This is a genomic window from Corynebacterium uropygiale (genome assembly GCF_021568315.1).
Classification (GTDB): Bacteria; Actinomycetota; Actinomycetes; order Mycobacteriales; family Mycobacteriaceae; genus Corynebacterium; species Corynebacterium uropygiale.
The window spans coordinates 295,409-316,929 of the sequence record NZ_JAKGSI010000002.1; the positions used below are offsets into that span (position 1 = coordinate 295,409).

Here is a 21,521-nt window from a genome sequence, read left to right on the forward strand (position 1 = left end):
TAAGATAAGGGGAACAGCTGCATTCCCCCACGCACCGGGTATGTCATCGGCATACCCGGTGCGGCTGTCATGGAGCTGTGAGAATCTGTACGCGGGTGAGCGGCCAGGTATGCCGCCACCCTCGAGCGCAAAGGAGCGCACCACGCATGGTGAACGCCATCGAAACCTCGCCCGCCTATGAGCCTTTCCTGGTTCCGGCGGGCACTGCCGCTGGGGCGGCAATGAAGGAGCTCAACCTTCCGAACAAGGGGCCGGACGCCGTCGTCTGCGTGCGGGACCCCGAGGGCACGCTGCGGGATCTCGCCTTCGTGCCCGAGACCGACACGGAATGCACTCCGATTGCCGCCTCCACCGAGGAGGGTCGATCGGTCATCCGTCACTCTTGCGCCCACGTGCTGGCGCAGGCCGTCCAGGCGGAATTCCCGGGCACCAAGCTGGGCATCGGCCCGGCCATCGAGAACGGCTTCTACTACGACTTCGACGTCGAGGAGCCCTTCACCCCCGAGGACCTCAAGCGCTTGGAAAAGCGCATGAAGAAGATCATCAAGTCCGGCCAGCGATTCGAGAAATTCGTCTTCGCTTCCCCGGAGGAGGCCAGCGAGGCCCTGCGGGATGAGCCCTACAAGCTGGAGCTCGTCGTCGATAAGTCCAAGGGCGATGTCTCTGAGGACGATGACGAGTCCGTCGACGTCGGCGGCACGCAGCTCACCGGGTACCGCAACGTCAACCCTCGGACGGGGGAGACGGAGTGGTTCGATCTCTGCCGCGGGCCCCACGTCCCGACCACCCGCTACATCGCGGCGTTCACCCTGACCCGTTCCTCGGCGGCCTATTGGCGTGGCGACCAGAAGAATGCCGGCCTCCAGCGCATTTATGGCACCGCCTGGGAGTCCAAGGAAGCGCAGGATGAGTACCTCGACATGCTCGTGGAGGCGGAGAAGCGCGATCACCGGCGCCTCGGTACCGAGCTGGATCTCTTCAGCTTCCCGGACGCGATCGGCTCCGGCCTGCCCGTCTTCCACGTCAAGGGCGGGATCGTGCGCAACGAGATGGAGCAGCACTCGCGTCGTCGGCACGAGGAGGCGGGCTACAACTTCGTCTACACCCCGCACATCACGAAGGGCGACCTCTTCAAGCAGTCCGGTCACCTCGACTTCTATGCTGACGGCATGTTCCCGCCGATGCAGCTCGACGGCGAATACGACGAGGAGGGGCACTGCACCAAGCAGCCCCAGGACTACTACGTCAAGCCGATGAACTGCCCCATGCACAACCTCATCTACTCCTCGCGCGGGCGCTCCTACCGTGAGCTGCCGCTGCGCTTCTTCGAGTTCGGTACGGTGTACCGCTACGAGAAGTCCGGCGTTGTGCACGGCCTCACCCGCGCGCGCGGCTTCACGCAGGATGATGCGCACATTTACTGCACCGAGGAGCAGCTCGAAGAGGAGCTCACCAATGTGCTGCAGTTCGTGCTCTCGCTGCTCTCGGATTATGGTCTCGACGACTTCTACCTGGAGCTTTCCACCCGGGACGACGGCAAGTCCGTGGGCACCGACGAGATCTGGGAGATGTCCACGCGGATCCTCGAGCGGGTCGCGGTGAACTCCGGGCTCGAGCTCGTGCCGGATCCGGGCGGAGCCGCCTTCTACGGCCCGAAGATCTCCGTCCAGGCGCGCGACGCTATCGGCCGGACCTGGCAGATGTCGACGGTGCAGCTGGACTTCAACCTGCCTGAGCGCTTCAACCTGGAGTACACCGCACCCGATGGCTCCAAGAAGCGGCCGATCATGATCCACCGTGCGCTCTTCGGCTCCATCGAGCGTTTCTTCGGCGTGCTGCTCGAGCACTACGCCGGCGCCTTCCCGGCCTGGCTGGCGCCCGAGCAGGTCATGGGCATCCCCGTTGCGGATGACTGCATCCCGCACCTGCAGGAGTTCAGCGATACGCTGCGCGCCCGCGGGATCAGGGCTCACGTCGACTGCTCCGATGACCGCATGCAGAAGAAGATCCGCACCCACACGCAGAACAAGGTGCCGTTCATGGTGCTGGCTGGCGCCCGCGACGTGGCCGCCCAGGCGGTGAGCTTCCGCTTCCTCGATGGCACCCAGGTCAATGGCGTGCCGGTGGCGGAGGCTGCGGACCTCATCGAGGAATGGGTACGCTCTCAGCGAAATGACCAGCCCACGAAGGAGAACTTCGGCAACCGTGACTAAGCGATCTGACCATGATGAGCACAGCAGCTCCGGGGAGAACACCTACACCGACTCCGGTGTGGGGACCCCCGACCGGCTGGAGAGGCTGTGGGCGCCCTACCGGATGGACTACATCCGCAAGTGCCCGCAGGTGAAAGACGCTGAGAAGCCGGCGGACCCCTTCGTCCGTGCGCCGCAGCTCAGCGACGAGGACGGCCTCATCATCGCGCGAGGCCGCGAGGTCTATGCCCTCCTCAATCTTTTCCCCTATAACTCCGGCCACCTCATGGTCGTTCCGTATCGTAAGGTCGCGCAGCTGGAGGACCTCACTCCTTCAGAGTGCGCAGAGTTGATGTCCTTCGCGCAGCACGCCATCCGCGTACTCAAGCGGGTCTCCCGCCCGGAGGGCATCAACGTGGGATTCAACCTCGGCCGGGCAGCCGGCGGCTCCGTGGGGGATCACCTCCACCTGCACGTCGTGCCGCGCTGGCCCGGGGATTCTAACTTCATGACAGTGCTAGACGGGACCAAGGTTCTGCCCGAGCTCTTGAAGCAGACTCGGCTTATCCTGGCAGAGGAGTGGTCACGCCTCGCAGAGGAGGACAAGGATGCTTAGCGTGCACGGCCGCCGCCCGATGGCGGTGATCCTTGAGCCCATCGCTACCGCCTTACTCAAAGCGGGGGTCACGCCGAACACGGTGACCATCGGCGGCGCGGTGGTCACGGCGGTCATCGCCCTGGCCCTCATCCCGACGGGGCACCTCTTCCTCGCGGCGGTGCTCTCCGGCATCTTCGCCGCTCTTGACATGGTGGACGGCACGATGACCCGCCGGCGGGGAGGCGGCACGAGCTTCGGCGCCACTCTCGACGCCAGCTGTGACCGCGTCACCGATGGCATCCTCTTTGCCGCCATCACGTGGTGGCTGGTCTACTCCGACCACGCCCACCCCGCGATCGTGGCGGCGAGCCTGTGCGTCCTCATCACCAGCCAGGTGATTTCCTACGTCAAGGCGCGCGCGGAGGCCGGCGGCATCGAGATCATTGGCGGTCTCGTGGAGCGCCCGGAGCGCCTCATCCTCGGCTTGGTGGGGATTGGCCTCGAGGGGCTCGGGGTGCCCTATGCCGTGGAGGTGGCGATCGTGCTGCTCGCCGTCGGCTCCATCGCGACGGTCATCCAGCGCCTCATCATGGCCTCGCGTGACCCGCAGGCCCAGGCGCCCATGGCACCGCCCGCGGGATCACCGGAGGCATCGAGGGGATGACGGTTCAGGAGTCTCTCGCCGCGGCGGGCTACCTCATGGGCTGGAGGGTCGCCAGGTTGCTGCCCGAGCGGCTCGTGCTGCGCGTCGCGTACCGTGCCGCCGACTGGGCCTGTGACCAGGGGAAGGGCATGGATCAGCTGCGCCGAAACCTCGCCCGGGTGGTGGGCCAGGAGAACGTGACCCGGGAGCTTGTGCGTCGGTCTATGCGCTCCTATGCCCGCTACTGGGTGGAGGCTTTCCGCCTGCCGTCGATGCACACGCGCCCCGACCTCATCGAGCGCCTCGAGGAGACGATCGAGGGGAAGGAGCACCTCGAGGCGAGCGTCGCGAAGGGGAAGGGCGTTGTGCTCGTGCTCCCGCACTCGGGGAATTGGGATATGGCGGGGGTGTTCCTCGTGCACCACTGTGGAGCGTTCACGACGGTAGCCGAGCGCCTCAAACCGGAGGTCTTGTATCAGGCCTTCGTCGATTTCCGCACCTCCCTCGGCTTCCAGGTGCTGCCGCTGACAGGTGAGGGCTCCGCCTATCCCCGGCTCAAGGCCGTGCTGGAGAGCGGGGGAATCGTCTGCCTGCTGGGGGAGCGCGATATTCGCCAGCGGGGAGTGCCCACCTCTTTCTTCGGGGAGGAAACCACCATGCCGGCCGGCCCGGTGAAGCTCGCGGAGGAGACGGACGCGGCGCTGCACGTCGTCCACTCGTGGTACCCCGAGGAAGGGCGCTGGGGGCTGCGGTGCGGGCCGGAGATCCCCGTCACGAACTTGGCGGACACGGTGCAGCGCGTGGCCACGCAGATGGAGGAGAACATCCGGCGCCACCCGGCGGATTGGCACCTCCTCCAGCCGCTGTGGCCGGAGGACGTCGAGCGCCGACGCCGGCTCAAGAACCGCACGCAGGGGGCGAAGTGAGAATCGGACTGGTCTGCCCGTATAGCTTCGATGAACCTGGCGGCGTCCAGGCGCACATCCTCGATCTTGCGCGCCACCTGCGCCAGCGTGGGCACGTGGTGCGCGTGATCGGTCCGTGCTCCCCGGAAACGGAGGTCCCGAGCTTTGTCCAGCGCGGCGGGCGGAGCATCCCGATCCCGTACAACGGCTCGGTGGCGCGCCTGGCCTTCGGGCCCCGGGTGTTTCGTCGGATGCGCACCTTCATCGCGGATGGACAGTTCGACATCCTTCACATCCACGAGCCCAACTCACCGAGCTTCTCCATGGCGGCTCTCAAAGTGGCGACGGGACCGCTCGTCGCCACCTATCACGCTTCCTCCGAGCGCTCGATGATCCTCCGCATCTTCCTGCCCATCCTCAAGCCCTACCTGGAGAAGATCCGCGGCGGAATTGCCGTCTCGGAGATGGCCCGGCGCTGGCAGGTGGAGCAGCTGGGCGGGGATCCGGTCCTCATCCCCAACGGGGTGGAGACGGCCGTCTACGAGCAGGCCTGGCGCCGCCACCGCCACGACGAGCCCGGCCCGGTCCACATCGCCTTCCTCGGGCGCCTCGATGAGCAGCGCAAAGGGCTCGACGTCCTCCACTCGGCGGTGCCCCAACTCGGGCGATCGGTGCGCGTGAGCGTCATGGGGGCGGGTTCCCCGCGCAGCGTGGAGGGGGTCGATTTCCTCGGGCGCGTGTCCGAGGAGGAGAAGGCGGACGTGCTCGGCTCCGCAGACATCTACGTTGCCCCGAACCTGGGAGGGGAGAGCTTCGGCATCGTCCTCGTCGAGGCGATGGCCGCGGGCTGTGCCGTCGTTGCGAGCGATCTGCCCGCCTTCCGGGCGGTGTGCGATGCCGACGCCGAGGAACCCGCAGGCCGGCTCTTCCCGACCGGCTCCGTCGAGGGGCTCGTGGAGGCGCTGCGCGAACTCATCGATGACCCGGCGAGGCGCCGTCGCCTCGTGGACGCCGGGCGACGGCGGGCTGCCCTCTATGATTGGGCGCACGTCACCGACCGCGTCATCCGCATCTACGATACTGTCGCGGACGGCAGCCGGGTGGGCCTCGACAGGGAGTAGAACATGACGCTGACTGTTTTTCTGTGGGTTCTCGTGGCCGTGCTCATCACGGCGGGGCTGAGCTGGGCGTATATGGTGGCCCAGCGGCTTAATCGCCTGCACATTCGGACGGATTCGGCGCGGGCGCAGCTCCAGGCTGCCCTCGACCGCCGCGCCGCCGTCTGCGCCGCCCTCTATCCCGACGTCCGCGAGCTCGCCGCCCACACCGAGGCCATCCCGCTCACCCCCGAGCGCTTCGAGGACCGTGCCCGCCAGGAGGCGGAGCTCTCCCGCGCCATCGCGAAGGCCCACGAGGAGTACAGCCCCCAAATCGTCGACGCCAACGCCAGGCTCCAGCTCGCGCACCGCTTTTATAACGACGCCGTGCGCTCCACCCGGCAGCTGCGCACCCGCCCGCTGGTACGCGCCCTGCGGCTCGGAGGGACGGCCGCGCTGCCGGAGTACTTCGAGTTCGTCGAGGACACAGTCCTCGACGAGCGCCCCCAATAAGGCCGCCCAGCCGCTGACTCTCCCCACGGCGGGGGTGGGGGCCGCCGCAGCATTGAACAGGGTTCTATGATGTTGTGGTCATCGTCACCGCAGAAGAGAAAGGGCGCGTCAGCGTGACTGAGAACAAGGGACAGCAGGAGTCGACGGGCACCGCGCGGGTGAAGCGCGGGCTCGCAGAGATGCTCAAGGGCGGCGTCATCATGGATGTCGTCACGCCTGAGCAGGCGAAGATCGCCGAGGACGCGGGTGCCACCGCCGTCATGGCGCTGGAGCGCGTCCCCGCCGACATCCGCGCGCAGGGTGGCGTGAGCCGGATGTCCGATCCGGACATGATTGAGGGCATTATCGACGCCGTGTCCATCCCCGTCATGGCGAAGGCACGCATCGGGCACTTCGTGGAGGCCCAGGTGCTGCAGTCTCTGGGCGTCGACTTCATTGATGAATCCGAAGTGCTCACCCCGGCGGATTACGCGAACCACATCGACAAGTTCGATTTCACGGTGCCTTTCGTGTGCGGGGCGACGAACCTCGGCGAGGCGCTGCGCCGCATCAACGAGGGCGCGGCCATGATCCGTTCCAAGGGCGAAGCCGGGACGGGGGACGTCTCCAACGCGGTGACCCACATGCGCACCATCCGCGCGGAGATCAAGCGGCTCGGCTCCCTGCCGAAGGATGAGCTCTATGTTGCCGCGAAGGAACTCCAGGCCCCCTATGAGCTCGTTCGGGAGGTCGCGGACACCGGGCGGCTGCCCGTCGTGCTCTTCACCGCCGGCGGAATCGCCACCCCGGCCGATGCCGCGATGATGATGCAGATGGGAGCGGAGGGCGTGTTCGTGGGATCCGGCATCTTCAAGTCTGGTGATCCGGTCAAGCGCGCCCGCGCGATCGTCGCCGCCACCCAGAACTACGATGACCCGGCAACGATCGCCGAGGTTTCTCGCGGCCTCGGCGAGGCGATGGTGGGGATCAACGTCGACGAGATTCCCGCCCCGCACCGGCTCGCCGAGCGCGGCTGGTAAGCGCACCCCAAGGAGGTAGCCGTGACCGACATTGAAGTGATCCTCGGGCTCGAGCGCATCGACCGCGACATCTTCCGCGGCCCGGCCGTCGAGTCCGATCTCACCCGAACCTTCGGCGGGCAGGTCGCCGCGCAGGCGCTCGTCGCGGCGGTGCAGACGGTCGGCCCAGAGCGGCCGGTGCACTCCTTGCACGGCTATTTCATCGCGCCGGGGAAGGCCGCCGAACCGACGATCTTCCTCGTGGATCGCGTGCGCGATGGGAGGAGCTTCGCCACCCGCCAGGTGCGGGCCGTCCAAGACGGCACGACGATCTTCTCCATGCACGCGAGTTTTCACCGCCAGGATGACGTCGGCCCCGAACACTCCGACGCCATGCGGGAGGTGCCGCGCCCGGAGGAGATCGGGGAGGACAGGTCCCAGCTTTCCGCGAGTTCGCGGGCGCTCCTCGACGAGTGGTGCGACTGGGACATCCGCGTGGTTCCCCAGGATGCCTATCCGCACAATCCGTACTCGGCGGGGCAGCAGGTGGTCTGGTTCCGCTCGAAGAAGCGCCTGCCGGATGATGACACCTTCCACGTCTGCACCCTCGCCTACATGTCCGATATGACGCTGCTCCACTGCGCGATGGTTCCGCACCCCGGCTTCCCCGTGCAGATGGCCTCCCTCGACCACGCGATGTGGTTCCTCCGCCCCTTCCGCGCCGACGAGTGGCTGCTCTATGACCAGGTCACGCCGTCCTCCGCGGGTGGGCGCTCCCTCGTCCACGGGAGGATCTTCGATGAGCAGGGGAACCTCGTGGCGATCGTCACCCAGGAGGGGCTCACGCGGACGCTGCGCGAGGGCAGCAAGTCGATCCCGATCGCCAAGCTCCAGGAAGGAGAACAGTGACAACGGTTGGAATCCTCGCCCTGCAGGGTGGGGTCGCGGAGCACCAGCGCAGCCTCCGTGCCCTCGGCATTGAGCCGGTCCTCGTGCGGCGGACAGAGCACCTCGACGGCCTTGACGCGCTCATCCTGCCCGGGGGCGAGTCGACGACGATGTGCACGCTCCTTCGCCTCGGCGGGCTGCGCGAGCCGCTGGCCGGGCTCATCGGTGAGGGGCTGCCCACCTATGGGACCTGCGCCGGCATGATCCTGCTGGCCAAGAAGGTCCTCGATACTCGCCCCGATGCCCGCGGCTTCGAGGCCATGGACATCACGGTGCGACGCAACGCCTTTGGCCGCCAGGCGGACTCCTTCGAGTGCGACCTGGACTGCGAGGGCATGGGCGGAATGAGCCTGCCCGCCGTGTTCATCCGGGCGCCCAAGGTGGAGGAGTGCGGCCCCGGCGTGAGGGTGCTCGCCCGAGTACCGGACGGGGAGCATATCCCTGCGCAGCATCGCGGCGCCGTGGTGGCCGTCGAACAGGGCTCGATGCTCGCGACGGCCTTCCACCCGGAGGTGACCGTCGACACCCGATTCCACCGATACTTCCTCGAGCGGGCAGGCGTTCTCCCCGCCGAGGGCGCTGCGTATAATCGCAAGGGTTAAACCGCCGAGCCGGGGCTTTCCCGGCGGTACGCAATGAGGAAGGACAAGAATGTCAGGGCACTCAAAGTGGGCGACCACCAAGCACAAGAAGGCCGCTAACGACGCCAAGCGTGGCAAGGAATTTGCCAAGCTCATTAAGAACATCGAGGTCGCTGCCCGTACCGGTGGTGGGGATCCTGCCGCAAACCCCACCCTCGACGACATGATCAAGAAGGCCAAGAAGGCCTCCGTCCCCAACGACAACATCGAGCGCGCCCGCAAGCGCGGTTCCGGCGAAGAAGCCGGCGGCGCCGACTGGGAATCCGTCATGTACGAGGGCTACGGCCCCAACGGTGTGGCCATGCTCATTGAGTGCCTCACCGATAACCGCAACCGTGCCGCCAGCGAGGTGCGCACCGCCATGACGAAGAACGGCGGGAGCATGGCGGACTCCGGCGCGGTGTCCTACATGTTTAGCCGCAAGGGCGTGGTCCTCGTCAACAAGGGCGAGCTCACCGAGGACGATGTCCTCATGGCCGTGCTCGACGCCGGCGCCGAGGAGGTTAACGACCTGGGCGAGAAGTTCGAGGTCGTCTCCGCGCCGAGTGACACCACCGCGGTGAAGGAGGGCCTGAAGGAGGCCGGCATCGAGGTGGACGACTCCGAGCAGGACTTCCGCGCGAGCGTCGAGGTCGCCCTGGAGGCCGGCGATGCCCGCAAGATTATGAGGCTCATCGACGCACTCGAAGACTCCGACGATGTCCAGAATGTGTTCACCAACATGAGCCTGAGCGACGAGGTGCTTGCAGAGCTCAACGCGGAATAAGCTGCGCAGACCCACCCCTTCCTCAAACATATGTGCTAAGTTGAGTCTCGATGACGCGCTTCGACGCACAGTGAAAGGAAGGCGCCCGTGGTGAGAGTATCGGTGGAAGGCCTCAGAGTGATGGGGATTGATCCGGGACTGACTCGCTGCGGGCTTTCTGTTGTCCAGGCGGGGAGGGGGCGCGCGGTTCTCCCGATCTCCGTGGGGGTGGCGCGCACTCCGGTCGACGCCCCGCTGACTCACCGGCTCCTCGACCTCTCCCAGGGTGTGTCCGAGTGGATGGACGAGTATCAGCCGGACGTCGTGGCCATCGAGCGGGTGTTTGAGCGCGGGAACGTCTCGACGGTCATGAACACGGCCCACGCGGTGGGGGTCCTCATACTCGCTGCGGCGGAGCGGGGGATCGACGTTCACCAGTACACGCCCAGCGAAGTGAAGAAGTCCATCTCCGGGAACGGGAGGGCCGATAAGAAGCAGATGACCACCATGATTACCCGCATCCTCGGGCTCTCGGAGCCGCCGCGCCCCGCCGATGCCGCGGACGCCCTGGCCCTGGCCGTGTGTCACTGCTGGCGTGCGCCCATGATCGCGCGCCACCGGCAAGCGGAAGAGCTTCTCAAAACCCAGCAGCGCTCCCACTAGTCCCCGTCGCCCCTCCGTCCGAGCACTCCCGTCCACCAATCAGGAAAGCGAGCAGCATGATCGCCTCTTTACGCGGAACCGTTATTGATATCAGCCTCACCGGGGCGGTGGTGGAGTGCGCTGGCGTGGGCTATGGCTTTCTGGCCAGCCCGAGGACTCTGAGCACGCTCGTGCGCGGGGAGGAAGCCATGGTACTCACCAGCATGGTGGTGCGCGATTCCGACATCCAGCTTTTCGGCTTCTCCTCCGCGGAGAGCCGGGAGATGTTCCACCTTTTGCGCGGCGTGTCCGGGCTGGGCCCAAAGATTGCGCTCGCCGTGGACTCGGTGTTCAGCCCCGCCGAGGTCGCCCGCGCCATCCGGGAGAAGGACGCTCGTTCCCTGCAGAGGGTGCCCGGGGTGGGCAAGAGGATGGCGGACCGCATGATTGTGGACCTCCAGGACAAGGTTGCCGCCTTCGCTGAGCCTGCGGATGTGGGGGAGAGCGTGGCCGGCGAGGCCGCGGGGGTGGCCGCCGCGGCCCCCTCGGGCGCGGTGGCGCAGCAGGTCACGGAGGCCCTTGTATCGCTCGGCTTCCCGGAAAAGACCGCCACCTCGGCCGTGGAGGCGGTCCTCGCCGAGCACCCGGAGGCGGACACATCCGACGCGCTCCGTGAGTCCCTGAGCAGGATTGGAGGTGCGCGCTGATGGCGAATATCGAAAAGACGGAGTTCCGGCTGCCGGAGGAGCCGCAGGGCTCGCGGGCGTCCTCGCGTCGGGACACCGTCGACCCCGCTGCCCAGGCGGGCGAGCAGGATGCGGAGCTCAACCTTCGTCCCAAGTCCCTCGCGGAGTTCATCGGCCAGCCCAAGGTGTGCGATCAGTTGGGGCTGGTCCTCAACGGGGCGCGCCGCCGCGGCGTGACCCCGGACCACGTGTTGCTCTCCGGGCCGCCCGGGCTGGGGAAGACAACGATGGCGATGATCATCGCGCAGGAGCTGGGTACGAGCCTTCGCATGACCTCCGGGCCTGCGCTGGAGCGGGCGGGGGACCTCGCCGCCATGCTCTCCAACATCATGGAGGGTGACGTCCTCTTCATCGATGAGATCCACCGCATCGCCCGCCCGGCGGAGGAGATGCTCTACATGGCGATGGAAGATTTCCGCATCGACGTCATCGTGGGCAAAGGCCCGGGGGCTACCTCCATCCCGCTCGATATTCCCCCCTTCACCCTCGTGGGGGCGACGACGCGCGCCGGCATGCTCACCGGCCCGCTCCGCGACCGCTTCGGCTTCACCGCGCAGATGGAGTTCTACGGGGTCGAGGACCTCACCCGTGTGGTGGATCGCGCCGCGCGGATCCTCGGCGTGCACATCGACCATGAGGCCTCGACGGAGATCGCCTCCCGCTCGCGGGGCACGCCGCGCATCGCGAACCGCCTGCTGAGGAGGGTCCGCGACTATGCGGACGTCCACGGCGATGGGCGCATCGACCTGGCCGCCGCGCAGGGGGCCCTCGAGGTCTTCGACGTGGACTCGCTGGGGCTTGACCGCCTCGACCGTGCGGTCCTCTCCGTGCTAGTCAAGGGGCACGGTGGCGGTCCCGTGGGCGTGAACACGCTGGCGGTGGCCGTCGGGGAGGAGCCCTCTACGGTGGAGGAGGTGTGCGAGCCCTACCTCGTGCGCGCCGGCATGATCGCGCGTACCGGGCGAGGCCGTGTGGCGACGGCGCGGGCCTGGCTCCACCTCGGGCTGGAACCGCCAGAGGGCGCCCTGGGCGTGCACGATACGCACTCCGAGGAGTAGGCCGGCGCCCGCCCGGTGTGGCAGACTGGGAGGCACTATGTCTCAAGGAAACAGTCTTCTTCTGCTCATCCTGCTCCTCGTTGTCTTCTTCCTGCCGGTCTTCTTGGCCTCGCGCCGGAATCGCCGCCAGATGGAGAAGCTCAACGCCTTCCGCGCTGGGCTGGCCCACGGTGATGAGGTCATCACCGCCTCCGGTGTCCACGGCCGGGTCGTCGGCCTCACCGAGAATGAGGTGCGCCTGGAGATCGCCCCCAAGGTGGAGATCACGGTGGAGCGGATGGGCATCGTCCGTTATGCCAACGAGGCCGAGCACGCGGCCCCCGGCGAGGTGAGCGGCGCTCCGGCCGAGGCGGCGCCCGAGGTGCCCGAGGCCCCCGCCACTGAGATGAATGATGAGCGGGCTTCGGGCGTCGAGAACCCGGAGGATGCGCTCGAAAGCTCGCGGGAGGAGCCCACGGAGTGGGGGCGCGAGGAAGGAAAGCCGTCCAACTCCTAACCGGGGAACACCGTCCTGAGCTGCTGTGATGGCACAGGCATGTGGCCGTCCTTGCTGAGTAAGTAAGGGCGGCCTTTATCACGTGAGCCGGTGCACCGCGGGGGAGGGGCCATGACGTACGATGAACCATCGGATCCATCCAAGCCTGTATTCGTGGCCCCGAGCCACCACGCGAGGAGAGTATTTTGTCCGCATCATCTGCTTCACGGGGTCGGACGGTGGCGGCGACGTCACAGAGCCGCCGTCACCGTGCCCGATTCTTCCTAGCGCTCTTTGTGCTGTTGGTGATCGTCGTCTACGCGCTGATCTTCTTTACCGGAGATCGCCAGGCAGCCACCAAGTTGGGCATTGACCTGCAGGGAGGTACCCGCATCACCCTCGTCCCGCAGGGCGAGGAGCCCACCCAAGACCAGCTCCAGCAGGCGCGCACCATCATGGAGCAGCGCGTCAACGGCATGGGCGTCTCGGATGCCGAGGTGGTCATCGACGGCAACACGCTGGTCATCACCGTGGCGGGGGAGGACACCTCGCAGGCGCGCATGGTGGGCCAAACCTCCCAGCTGCTCTTCCGCCCGGTGGCGCACCCCGAGGCTCCGGACGTGGCCAAGCTGTCCAGCACACTCCAGGAGATGGCCAATCGCTGGGTGGAGTACCGGGTGCTGAGCCCGGAGCAGGCCACGGAGAAGACGAAGACCTACGTCGATCAGGCCAACCAGGCGCTCGCCCAGATGCCGGGGCAGCAGAAGCTCACGGCCCCGAAAATTAGCGCCACCCCGCGCCCGGAGCCGAAGAACTCCCTGGAGATCGCCAAGCAGCGTCGGGAGACGACGCAGATGCTCGGCAAGGATCGTCAGTCGACGGATCCCACCGTGCAGGAGGCCGCGCGGGCGCTCCTCGTCTGCGATGAGTCCACGGACCAGCTGGCGGGAACCGATGACCCGGCGAAGCCGCTCGTCACCTGTGACCAGGCGAGCGGGCAAGCCTATCTCCTTGACCCCGCCCCTCTGCTGGAGGGACAGCCGGGCAAGGAGGGCCAGCGCCTCACCGGCGCATCCATCAACACGGATCGCCCGATCAACGGTGGCATGAACCCCGACACGGGCCAGATGGAGATCACCTTCTCCTTCAAGTCCGACAACGGGGAAACCGGCGGCCAGACCTGGGCCAAGCTCACCCAGGAGTACCTCCACCAGCAGGTCGCTATCACGCTGGACTCGAAGGTCATTTCCGCCCCGCAGATTCAGAGCGCCACCCCCGTCGGGGCCGTCACCTCCATCACAGGGGACTTCAGCCAGCAGGAGGCCCAGGACCTGGCGAACAACCTCCGCTACGGCGCCCTTCCGCTCTCCTTCGCGGGCCCGGATGGTGAGGCCGGCGGCACGGTGGTGACGGTGCCCGCCTCCCTGGGTACCGCCTCGCTCAAGGCGGGCCTTGTGGCCGGCGTGGTGGGACTCATCCTCGTGGCGATCTTCGTCTTCGCCTACTACCGTCTCTTCGGCGTGTTCGCCCTGCTCAGCCTTGCCGCCTCCGGCGCGGTGATTTATGGCGTGCTCGTGCTGCTGGGCCGGTGGATCGGCTATTCGCTGGACCTCTCGGGCGTGGCGGGCCTGATCATCGGTATCGGCACGACGGCGGACTCCTTCATCGTCCTCTACGAGCGCATCAAGGATGAGGTGCGCAACGGCCGGACCTTCCGCTCCGCGGTCCCCCGCGGGTGGGATAGCGCCCGTCGCACGATCATCACCGGCAACATGGTGACCTTCATCGCGGCCGTCGCGATTTACTTCCTGGCCATCGGAGAGGTGAAGGGCTTCGCGTTCACCCTGGGCCTCACCACGATCTTCGATATTGCGGTGACCTTCCTCGTCACCGCGCCGCTCATCCTCCTCACCTCGCGGCGCCCCTTCTGGGCCAAGCCGTCGGTGAATGGCATGGGGCACGCGTTCGCCCACGCCGCGGAGGAATCCCGTCGAGCCTCTACCGCGGAGGTGGAGGCTGCCTCGGAGGAACCCTCAGCTGCTCATGAGACGGAGGAGAAATAATGAAGACCAGTCTCTACACCGGGACGGGCGGTGTTGACGTCGTCGGACGCCGCAAGCTGTGGTACGGCATCGCCATCGTCTGTATCCTCATCTCCTTCCTCGCGATGGCCTTCCGCGGCTTCGAGTGGAGCATCGACTTCGAAGGCGGCACCCGCATGTCGATGCCCGCCGGCGAGCTCCAGGTGGAGCAGGTGGAGGACACGTTTATCGACGCAACGGGCGTCACCCCGGAGCTCACGCAGATCGTGGGCGCAGGCGATTCCCGCACGCTCGAGATCAACTCCGAGCGCTTGAGCGACGATCAGATCTCCGCCGCCCGCGAGGCCATTTTCGACGCCTACCAGCCGAAGGACGCCAGCGGCACGCCCACGCCGGATGCCATCGGTGACTCGACGGTCTCCGAGTCCTGGGGCTCCACGATCACCGATCGCATGCTCCTCGCGGTGGGTGTGTTCCTCGTCCTCGTGTTCATCTACATCGCCCTGCGGCTGCAGCGGACGATGGCCATCGCCGGTATGCTCGCGCTGCTCGTCGACGCGATCGTCATCTCCGGCTTCTACGCGCTGTGCGGTTTTGAGGTCTCCCCGGCCACCGTCATCGGCCTTCTCACGGTTTTGTCCTTCTCGATCTATGACACGGTCATCGTGTTCGACAAGGTCAATGAGAACACCGTGGGGCTCTTTGACTCGCATCGCCGGACCTTCGCCGAGCAGGCTAACCTGGCGGTGAACCAGACCCTCATGCGTTCGATTTCTACGTCGGTGATTTCGGCTCTGCCGATTCTGGCGCTCATGATTGTTGCTGTCTGGCTGCTGGGGGTGGGCACGCTGAAGGACCTCGCGCTCATTCAGCTCATCGGCGTCATCGAGGGCGTGTTCTCCTCGATCTTCCTCGCCACCCCGCTGCTCGTGGGGATGGAGGGACGCCGGAAGAAGATCCGCCAGCACACCGCGGCCGTCGAGCGCGTCCGCCAGGGGCTGAGCCCCGAGGAGGACGCGGAGGCGGAGGGGGACGAGGCATCGTCTCGCGGTAGCCGTCGTGTCGAGAGCCCGCAGAGGATCAACCCCGGCGCGAGCTGGCGACCCAACCGTTCATAGGAGCATCGTGATGATGACTCTCCACCGCCGTGTTCGCCGTGCTGCGCTCGCGGCGGTTCTTGTCTGTGGAATGGGTGTTGCGGGCTGTCAGAGCGGACCGGGTCATACCGGGGCGGACTATGACGGCGCGCCTATTTACCTCACGCAGCGTCCGGCGCTCACCCTCAATGCGGCAAGCCTCGAGGGGGCCTCCTCGGATGCCGCGGTGCTGGCCGCGCGGATCTATCCCGGAGCCATGATCGCAGGCCCGGGTGGGCAGATGCTGCCCAATACGGATCTGGTCGGTGCCGAGCGCCTGCCTGGGGAGGACACCCGGATCCGCTACACCCTCAGCGAGGGGGCTACCTACTCCGATGGGCACCCCATGAGCTGTGATGATTATCTTCTCGCCGCGACGGCAGCCATGATGCCCGAGGCCTTCGGGTCGGTGGTCCCCGTGGCCTCCCACATCGCGGAGATACAGTGCGCGCCGGATGGCCGCACCACCGAGGTGAGCTTCGAGCCAAGTTATGGCCAGCGCTGGCAGCAGCTCTTCGGCCCCGGGACGGTGCTGCCCTTCCATACCATCGTCGCGCGGGCGGGGATGGACCCGGCGGAGGCGCGGGAGGCGCTCGTCGACGGGGACGCGGAGCGGCTCGCCCCGCTCATCGACGTCTGGCGCCACGGGTTTGACCCCACCCGTCCCGACCCGGAGCTCCAGGTGTCCAGCGGGCCCTATCGTCTCGCGGGGGTGAGCGCGCAGGGGGACCTGCACCTCGCGGTCAATGAGTACTATCCCGGGGACCGCCCCCACATCCCGGATGTTTATCTGCGTCCCGGCCGAGGGGATGTCGCGTCTCCGAATGAGGCGACGCCGGTGCTCGCCGACCTCGTCGATAAAGACCCGAGCGCCGTGTCCCGCGAGGATTCCGCGCCCCCGCTGCGAATCAACCAGGAGGTGAGCGAGCGGACCGATTCCCTCGTCCTCGCCTCCGCGGGGGTGATGGAGGATCAGGAGGCGCGTCGGGCGCTTGCGAGCTGCGTCGATAGCGCTGCGGTGGCGAAAGCCTCCAGCGATGTCGCGGGCATGACCGTGCCGTGGGTAAGCACGAGGGTCACCGCCCCCTCCGATCCCACCTATGGCCGCGTGGGCGCTCAGGTGGATGCCGAGGCCCAGGGGCACCCGGAGGATACTGAGGCACTCCAGGGGCGGACCGTGCGCGTGGCGTACCTCGCCCCGCACACGCGTTACCGGGCGATGGTCGAGGAGATGGCGCGCTCCTGCGCCGCGCAGGGCATCACGATCGAGGATGTGTCCTCCACAAAGACGACGATGGCTGACCTCGTCGGCGCCCATGGCGGCGAGGAGGGGTTTGTCGACGCCTACCTGCTGCCCGTCGACGGGGCGAGCTCCTATGACCTCGAGCCCGTGGAACCAGGCCATAAGAGCTCCGTGCTCCGCACTGAACAGGAATTATGGCGGAGCATCCCGACGATTCCGCTGGCTGCGGAACCCCGAAACATCGTGGCCGATCATCGGGTAGGTAACGTGGTGGTGTACACCGGGCCAGCTGGGATTGGTTGGAACATGGATCGGTGGCGTTCAGTGGATCATTCCTAAGGAAGAGGAAGAAACCTCGTGACTGAGAACACCTACCGCGACGCGCGTCATGCCCTCGCAGAAAAGATGAGGTACGTTCAGGATTTTCCTGCCAAGGGAGTTCTCTTCGAAGACCTCACCCCCGTCCTCGCTGATGCTCACGCCTTCCACCTCATCATTGAGGAGCTTGCGGAGGCCGCGCGGGGCTTCGGCGCCGACATGATCGGTGGCCTCGACGCCCGGGGTTTCCTCCTTGGCTCTGCCGTCGCCCACCGCCTTGGCCTGGGGATTCTCGCCATCCGGAAGAAGGGGAAGCTGCCCCCGCCGGTCTATAGCCAGGAGTATTCGCTGGAATATGGCACCGCGGCGCTGGAAATCCCCGCGGAGGGAATCCCCCTCGAGGGGCGCAAGGTTGTGCTTGTCGACGATGTCCTCGCCATGGGGGGAACCTTGGTGGCAGCGAAGAAACTGATTGAGAACTGCGGGGCTAAAGTAGTAGGAAATGTCGTCGTCCTTGAGGTCGACGGCCTGGGTGGGCGAGAGAAGCTCGCCGACGCCCCGCTCGTCGTCATCAACGAAGATGAGGACCGCCCGCAGTCTGCGTCGTGAGGGTGCCGCGCACCCTCCTGAGAGGAAGGACGTGCTCGTCTCATGAGTCAAGACCGTCATCGTCAACGTTCTTCGGTGGGGGTGCGCAGTATGTCTGCGCGGCTCGCGCGCTCGCTCACGGGGACGCGGGTAAAGATCAACCCGGTCCTTGACCCGCTGCTCAGCATCCACCGGGAGTTTCACCCCCGGGCGGATGCGGCCCTGTTGGAACGGGCGTACACGACGGCCGAGCGCCTGCACGAGGGGGTATTCCGCAAGTCGGGGGACCCGTATATCACCCATCCGCTAGCCGTCGCGACCATCGCGGCGGAGATCGGTATGGATACGACGACGCTTGTCGCGGCGCTGCTCCACGACACCGTGGAGGACACCGATTACACCCTTGAGCAGCTGACGGCGGACTTCGGGGAAGAGGTCGCCCGGCTTGTTGATGGGGTGACGAAGCTCGATAAGGTGGCGCTCGGCGCGGCGGCGGAGGCGGAGACGATTCGCAAGATGATCGTGGCGATGAGCCAGGATCCGCGCGTGCTCGTCATCAAGGTCGCGGATCGCCTGCACAACATGCGCACCATGCGTTTCCTCCCGCCGGAGAAGCAGGCGAAGAAGGCGCGGCAGACCCTCGAGGTCATCGCGCCGCTCGCGCACCGCCTGGGCATGGCGAGCGTCAAGTGGGAACTGGAGGACCTGTCCTTCGCGATTCTCTACCCCAAAAAATATGACGAGATCGTCCGCCTCGTTGCTGATCGCGCGCCCTCGCGGGATCGCTATCTGGCGGACATTATTGAGCAGGTGACGGCCTCCCTCAAGGAAAACAATATTCCGGCGGAGGTGCAGGGGCGGCCGAAGCATTATTGGTCGATTTATCAGAAGATGATCGTGAAGGGGAGAGATTTCGACGAGATCTTTGATCTCGTGGGCATCCGCATCCTCACCGATAGCGTCAATAATTGCTACGCGGCGATCGGCGTGGTTCACGCCCTCTATAACGCCCTGCCCGGGCGCTTCAAGGACTATATTTCCTCCCCGCGTTTCGGTGTGTATCAGTCCCTGCATACCTCGGTGATGGTGCCGGGCGGGCGCCCGCTTGAGGTGCAGGTTCGTACCCACGAGATGCACTACAACGCGGAATTCGGGATCGCCGCGCATTGGCGCTACAAGGAGACCAAGGGCTCGCATTCGGGAGATAGCGCCGAGGTCGATCAGATGGCGTGGATGCGCCAGCTCCTCGACTGGCAGAAGGAAGCCGCGGATCCCAATGAGTTCCTCGACTCCCTCCGCTTCGACCTCACCGCTAAGCAGATTTTTGTCTTCACCCCCAAAGGCGATGTTATTAATCTTCCCGCTCGTTCAACCCCCGTGGACTTTGCCTATTCCGTCCACACGGAGGTGGGCCACCGCTGCATTGGGGCGAAGATTAATGGCAAACTCGTGGCTTTAGAAACGTTGCTCAAATCCGGGGACCGCGTGGAGATCTTTACCTCCAAGGACACCAACGCCGGCCCGAGTCGCGACTGGCAGAACTTCGTCGTCTCCCCGCGCGCAAAGGCGAAGATCCGCCAGTGGTTTGCCCGCGAGCGCCGCGAGGAGCACCTGGAGGCGGGGCGCGATGCCCTCGCCGCGGAGGTGCAGCGCGGCGGGCTGCCCATGCACCGCCTCTTCACCGCCCAGTCGATGAAGGCCGTCGCGACGGAGCTGCACTATGCCGACGTCGACGCCCTCTACACGGCCATCGGCTCAGGTGGGGTGTCCGCGCAGCACGTCGCCCACCGGCTCATGGCCATCTTCGGGGATCAGGACGATGCCGAGGATGAGCTCGTCGATCGCACTCCGCTCTCCGAGCTCGTCAATTCGCGGGCCCAGGCGCAGCAGAGTGACTCCGGCATCCTCGTCGAGGGAAGTCCCGACGTCATGGCCAAGCTCGCGAAGTGCTGCCAGCCCGTTCCCGGCGATGACATCTTCGGCTTCGTCACCCGCGGCGGGGGAGTGTCTGTCCACCGGACGGACTGCGCCAACGCGGCGAAGCTCCAGCAGGAGCCTGCTCGGATCATCCGCGTGTCCTGGGCCTCTGCGGAGACGGGCGGCGCGTTCAACGCCACCCTGCAGATCGAGGCGCTGGATCGCAACGGTCTTCTCTTCGAGCTCACCCGGGTGATCAACGATCTCAAGGTGCCGGTCACCGCGATGAATTCCCACGCCGCCGACGACCGCATCGCGACCATCCGCTTCACCTTCGCGGTCTCGGACACGAAGCAGCTTGGCTCACTCATGACGACGCTGCGCAATACCGAAGGAGTCTTCGACGTCTACCGCGTGACGTCCTAGGGGGTCGCCGCGGCGCAGCGCGGTGTCGCCGCGCCGTGGCGCGCCTGAGACGGACGGAAAAGCCCCGCCCCGGCCTCCACGGAGGGAGACCAGGGCGGGGCGTTCTCGTGCTCGACTCTGCCAGCGCTACTTCACGGTGGCGGAGTCGATGTGGACCTCCTCGGCGGGTTCCCCGTCGCTGGAGCCGTCCTTGGTGCCCTTCTCCGCGATGGCGTCGAGGGTCTTCAGGCCCTCGTCGTCGACGGTGCCCACGTAGGTGTACTCCGGGGGCAGGGGGCTGTCCTGGTAGTTGAGGAAGAACTGGGAGCCGTTGGTGTTCTTCCCGGACTTCGCGATCGCGATGGAGCCGCGCGGGTAGATCACGCTCTGCTGAGTGCTGGCCTTGGCGTCACCGGTGGGGTACTCCTCGTCGTAGCGGAAGCCGGGCCCGCCTGTGCCATCACCCTTGGGGTCACCGCACTGGAGGACGTGGATGCCCTCGGTGGTGAGGCGGTGGCAGATGGTGTTGTCGTAGAACTTCTCCTGAGCCAGGTGGCTAAGCGCGTTGACGGCGCAGGGGCTCACGCTGCGATCGAGGTTCATCCCGATGGAGCCTTGCGTGGTGGCGAGGGTGAGAGTGGCGGTGCCCTTCGTCGAGATATCCGAGCCCTGAGGCAGGCTCACCTTTTTTGCGGAGGTGCCGGCCTCGTTGTAGGTGCACGTGACGGTGTCCGGGAGGGTATCGGCGCGCTCTCCAGTGAGGACCGAGCCATCGCTCGAGGCCTCAGTTTGGGAGTCATCCTCCCGGGAGGCGAAGTACCAGATGCCTCCGGCGATGATGACGATGGCCACGAGCGCCAGGGCGGCGACCTTGAAGGGGCCGGACTTCTCCGCGCGATCGCGCGCGTTGAGTTCCTTCTCCAGCTTCTTGAGCGCGTCCTCGCCGCGCTCCTTGTTGCTGCTCACTGAGTTGTTCTTCCTTCCCACGTTGGGTCCGGGCAGGGGCAGGCTCACCGATGGGCTCGCTTGGCCCGGGGGAATTGCGTGATCGTGGACAGTGTACCCGCCGGGGATGAGCGGCTGGTCCTGGCTCGCGGTGCAGGCCCGCACGCGGGCGCTGCTTTGGCTATGGTGGGGCGCATGGCTTCGACACATTTCCAAGGAAACGACACGACAACGAGCGGCGAACTCCCGGAGAAGGGCGCCCAGGCGCCGGACTTTCAGCTGGTGGGCGCCGATTTAGCGGAACTCTCCCTCAGCGATTTCGCGGGCAAGAACATCGTACTCAACATCTTCCCCTCCGTGGACACCGGCGTGTGCGCGGCGTCGGTGCGTGAGTTCAATGAGCGCGCCGCCGCCGCGGAGAACACCGTGGTGCTCTGCGTCTCCCACGACCTTCCCTTCGCCCTGGGGCGCTTCTGTGCCGCCGAGGGCATCGAGAACGTCACGGTAGCCTCTGCCTTCCGTTCGTCCTTCGGCAAGGACTACGGCGTGGTGCTGGAGGATTCCCCGCTCAAGGGGCTGCTGGCACGCTGCGTCGTGGTGATCAGCCCCGAGGGGACGGTGGCCTACACCCAGCTCGTCGACGAAATCACCACGGAACCGGACTACGACGCCGCGCTGGCCGCTCTCCAGTAGGAGATCTCCAGCAGCAGGTGGGAGACAGCGGGG

Annotated in this window: 21 protein-coding genes; 20 read left to right on the forward strand and 1 reads right to left on the reverse strand. The window is 66.4% G+C overall.

Annotation, left to right across the window (positions count from 1 at the left end; translation table 11 throughout):
• Window positions 1-146 precede the first annotated feature (146 nt).
• The 19 genes from thrS (at window position 147) to L1O03_RS04995 (ending at window position 19,871) form a co-directional block, all read left to right on the forward strand.
• Window positions 147-2,213, forward strand: coding sequence for a threonine--tRNA ligase (thrS, locus tag L1O03_RS04905; RefSeq protein WP_236118313.1), 2,067 nt, complete (start codon window positions 147-149; stop codon window positions 2,211-2,213).
• Window positions 2,173-2,808, forward strand: a complete 636-nt coding sequence (locus tag L1O03_RS04910) for an ATP adenylyltransferase (protein WP_420830293.1) — start codon at window positions 2,173-2,175, stop codon at window positions 2,806-2,808. The genes thrS and L1O03_RS04910 overlap by 41 nt, the downstream gene beginning before the upstream one ends.
• Complete coding sequence (gene pgsA / locus L1O03_RS04915; protein WP_236118315.1) at window positions 2,801-3,454, forward strand: phosphatidylinositol phosphate synthase; 654 nt, start codon at window positions 2,801-2,803, stop codon at window positions 3,452-3,454. Before L1O03_RS04910 ends, pgsA begins: the two co-directional genes overlap by 8 nt.
• Window positions 3,451-4,359 carry a phosphatidylinositol mannoside acyltransferase gene (locus L1O03_RS04920; protein ID WP_236118316.1) on the forward strand — a complete coding sequence of 303 codons (909 nt, stop codon included), beginning with the start codon at window positions 3,451-3,453 and terminating at the stop codon, window positions 4,357-4,359. Before pgsA ends, L1O03_RS04920 begins: the two co-directional genes overlap by 4 nt.
• On the forward strand, window positions 4,356-5,459 hold the full coding sequence (locus tag L1O03_RS04925; RefSeq protein WP_236118317.1) for a glycosyltransferase family 4 protein: 1,104 nt from the start codon (window positions 4,356-4,358) through the stop codon (window positions 5,457-5,459). The genes L1O03_RS04920 and L1O03_RS04925 overlap by 4 nt, the downstream gene beginning before the upstream one ends.
• Window positions 5,460-5,468: 9 nt before the next feature.
• A complete protein-coding gene (locus L1O03_RS04930) occupies window positions 5,469-5,948 on the forward strand; it encodes a LemA family protein (protein ID WP_420830302.1) in 480 nt (159 codons plus the stop codon).
• 113 nt (window positions 5,949-6,061) lie between these two features.
• The gene (gene pdxS / locus L1O03_RS04935) at window positions 6,062-6,967 is read left to right on the forward strand and encodes a pyridoxal 5'-phosphate synthase lyase subunit PdxS (protein ID WP_338026126.1); all 906 of its coding nucleotides are present in this window, start codon (window positions 6,062-6,064) and stop codon (window positions 6,965-6,967) included.
• A gap of 21 nt (window positions 6,968-6,988) precedes the next feature.
• A complete protein-coding gene (locus L1O03_RS04940) occupies window positions 6,989-7,855 on the forward strand; it encodes an acyl-CoA thioesterase (protein ID WP_236118319.1) in 867 nt (288 codons plus the stop codon).
• Window positions 7,852-8,496 (forward strand): pyridoxal 5'-phosphate synthase glutaminase subunit PdxT, encoded by a 645-nt coding sequence (gene pdxT, locus L1O03_RS04945; RefSeq protein WP_236118320.1) that lies wholly within the window; start codon window positions 7,852-7,854, stop codon window positions 8,494-8,496. Before L1O03_RS04940 ends, pdxT begins: the two co-directional genes overlap by 4 nt.
• A gap of 49 nt (window positions 8,497-8,545) precedes the next feature.
• Complete coding sequence (locus tag L1O03_RS04950; RefSeq protein WP_236118321.1) at window positions 8,546-9,301, forward strand: YebC/PmpR family DNA-binding transcriptional regulator; 756 nt, start codon at window positions 8,546-8,548, stop codon at window positions 9,299-9,301.
• Between the two features lie 120 nt (window positions 9,302-9,421).
• On the forward strand, window positions 9,422-9,943 hold the full coding sequence (ruvC, locus tag L1O03_RS04955; protein ID WP_236118516.1) for a crossover junction endodeoxyribonuclease RuvC: 522 nt from the start codon (window positions 9,422-9,424) through the stop codon (window positions 9,941-9,943).
• Window positions 9,944-9,999: 56 nt separating this feature from the next.
• A complete protein-coding gene (gene ruvA / locus L1O03_RS04960; protein ID WP_236118322.1) occupies window positions 10,000-10,629 on the forward strand; it encodes a Holliday junction branch migration protein RuvA in 630 nt (209 codons plus the stop codon).
• Window positions 10,629-11,726: a Holliday junction branch migration DNA helicase RuvB gene (gene ruvB, locus L1O03_RS04965; RefSeq protein ID WP_236118323.1), complete on the forward strand. Its 1,098-nt coding sequence runs from the start codon at window positions 10,629-10,631 to the stop codon at window positions 11,724-11,726. Before ruvA ends, ruvB begins: the two co-directional genes overlap by 1 nt.
• A gap of 37 nt (window positions 11,727-11,763) precedes the next feature.
• A complete protein-coding gene (yajC, locus tag L1O03_RS04970) occupies window positions 11,764-12,222 on the forward strand; it encodes a preprotein translocase subunit YajC (protein ID WP_236118324.1) in 459 nt (152 codons plus the stop codon).
• Between the two features lie 185 nt (window positions 12,223-12,407).
• Window positions 12,408-14,264: a protein translocase subunit SecD gene (secD, locus tag L1O03_RS04975; RefSeq protein ID WP_268913908.1), complete on the forward strand. Its 1,857-nt coding sequence runs from the start codon at window positions 12,408-12,410 to the stop codon at window positions 14,262-14,264.
• Window positions 14,264-15,361 (forward strand): protein translocase subunit SecF, encoded by a 1,098-nt coding sequence (secF, locus tag L1O03_RS04980; RefSeq protein WP_236118325.1) that lies wholly within the window; start codon window positions 14,264-14,266, stop codon window positions 15,359-15,361. Before secD ends, secF begins: the two co-directional genes overlap by 1 nt.
• A 10-nt stretch (window positions 15,362-15,371) precedes the next feature.
• A complete protein-coding gene (locus L1O03_RS04985; RefSeq protein WP_236118326.1) occupies window positions 15,372-16,961 on the forward strand; it encodes an ABC transporter substrate-binding protein in 1,590 nt (529 codons plus the stop codon).
• A gap of 18 nt (window positions 16,962-16,979) precedes the next feature.
• Window positions 16,980-17,549 (forward strand): adenine phosphoribosyltransferase, encoded by a 570-nt coding sequence (locus L1O03_RS04990; RefSeq protein ID WP_236118327.1) that lies wholly within the window; start codon window positions 16,980-16,982, stop codon window positions 17,547-17,549.
• 42 nt (window positions 17,550-17,591) lie between these two features.
• Entirely contained in the window at window positions 17,592-19,871 is a 2,280-nt protein-coding gene (locus tag L1O03_RS04995; RefSeq protein ID WP_236118328.1) for a RelA/SpoT family protein, read from the forward strand.
• A 126-nt stretch (window positions 19,872-19,997) separates the two neighbouring features.
• Here L1O03_RS04995 and L1O03_RS05000 read toward each other — a convergent pair whose 3' ends face one another.
• A complete protein-coding gene (locus L1O03_RS05000; RefSeq protein ID WP_236118329.1) occupies window positions 19,998-20,816 on the reverse strand; it encodes a peptidylprolyl isomerase in 819 nt (272 codons plus the stop codon).
• A 174-nt stretch (window positions 20,817-20,990) separates the two neighbouring features.
• Here L1O03_RS05000 and tpx point away from each other — a divergent pair, with 174 nt between their 5' ends.
• Window positions 20,991-21,488, forward strand: coding sequence for a thiol peroxidase (gene tpx, locus L1O03_RS05005; protein WP_236118330.1), 498 nt, complete (start codon window positions 20,991-20,993; stop codon window positions 21,486-21,488).
• Window positions 21,489-21,521 lie beyond the last annotated feature (33 nt).

Bases quoted from the DNA above. Each gene is read 5' to 3' on its own strand.
- ruvB (WP_236118323.1), top strand. From the start codon at position 10,629: ATGGCGAATATCGAAAAGACGGAGTTCCGGCTGCCGGAGGAGCCGCAG.
- L1O03_RS04985 (WP_236118326.1), top strand. From the start codon at position 15,372: ATGATGACTCTCCACCGCCGTGTTCGCCGTGCTGCGCTCGCGGCGGTT.
- pgsA (WP_236118315.1), top strand. From the start codon at position 2,801: ATGCTTAGCGTGCACGGCCGCCGCCCGATGGCGGTGATCCTTGAGCCC.
- yajC (WP_236118324.1), top strand. From the start codon at position 11,764: ATGTCTCAAGGAAACAGTCTTCTTCTGCTCATCCTGCTCCTCGTTGTC.
- L1O03_RS04920 (WP_236118316.1), top strand. From the start codon at position 3,451: ATGACGGTTCAGGAGTCTCTCGCCGCGGCGGGCTACCTCATGGGCTGG.
- ruvA (WP_236118322.1), top strand. From the start codon at position 10,000: ATGATCGCCTCTTTACGCGGAACCGTTATTGATATCAGCCTCACCGGG.
- thrS (WP_236118313.1), top strand. From the start codon at position 147: ATGGTGAACGCCATCGAAACCTCGCCCGCCTATGAGCCTTTCCTGGTT.
- L1O03_RS04995 (WP_236118328.1), top strand. From the start codon at position 17,592: ATGAGTCAAGACCGTCATCGTCAACGTTCTTCGGTGGGGGTGCGCAGT.
- L1O03_RS04910 (WP_420830293.1), top strand. From the start codon at position 2,173: ATGACCAGCCCACGAAGGAGAACTTCGGCAACCGTGACTAAGCGATCT.
- tpx (WP_236118330.1), top strand. From the start codon at position 20,991: ATGGCTTCGACACATTTCCAAGGAAACGACACGACAACGAGCGGCGAA.
- ruvC (WP_236118516.1), top strand. From the start codon at position 9,422: ATGGGGATTGATCCGGGACTGACTCGCTGCGGGCTTTCTGTTGTCCAG.
- L1O03_RS04950 (WP_236118321.1), top strand. From the start codon at position 8,546: ATGTCAGGGCACTCAAAGTGGGCGACCACCAAGCACAAGAAGGCCGCT.
- secF (WP_236118325.1), top strand. From the start codon at position 14,264: ATGAAGACCAGTCTCTACACCGGGACGGGCGGTGTTGACGTCGTCGGA.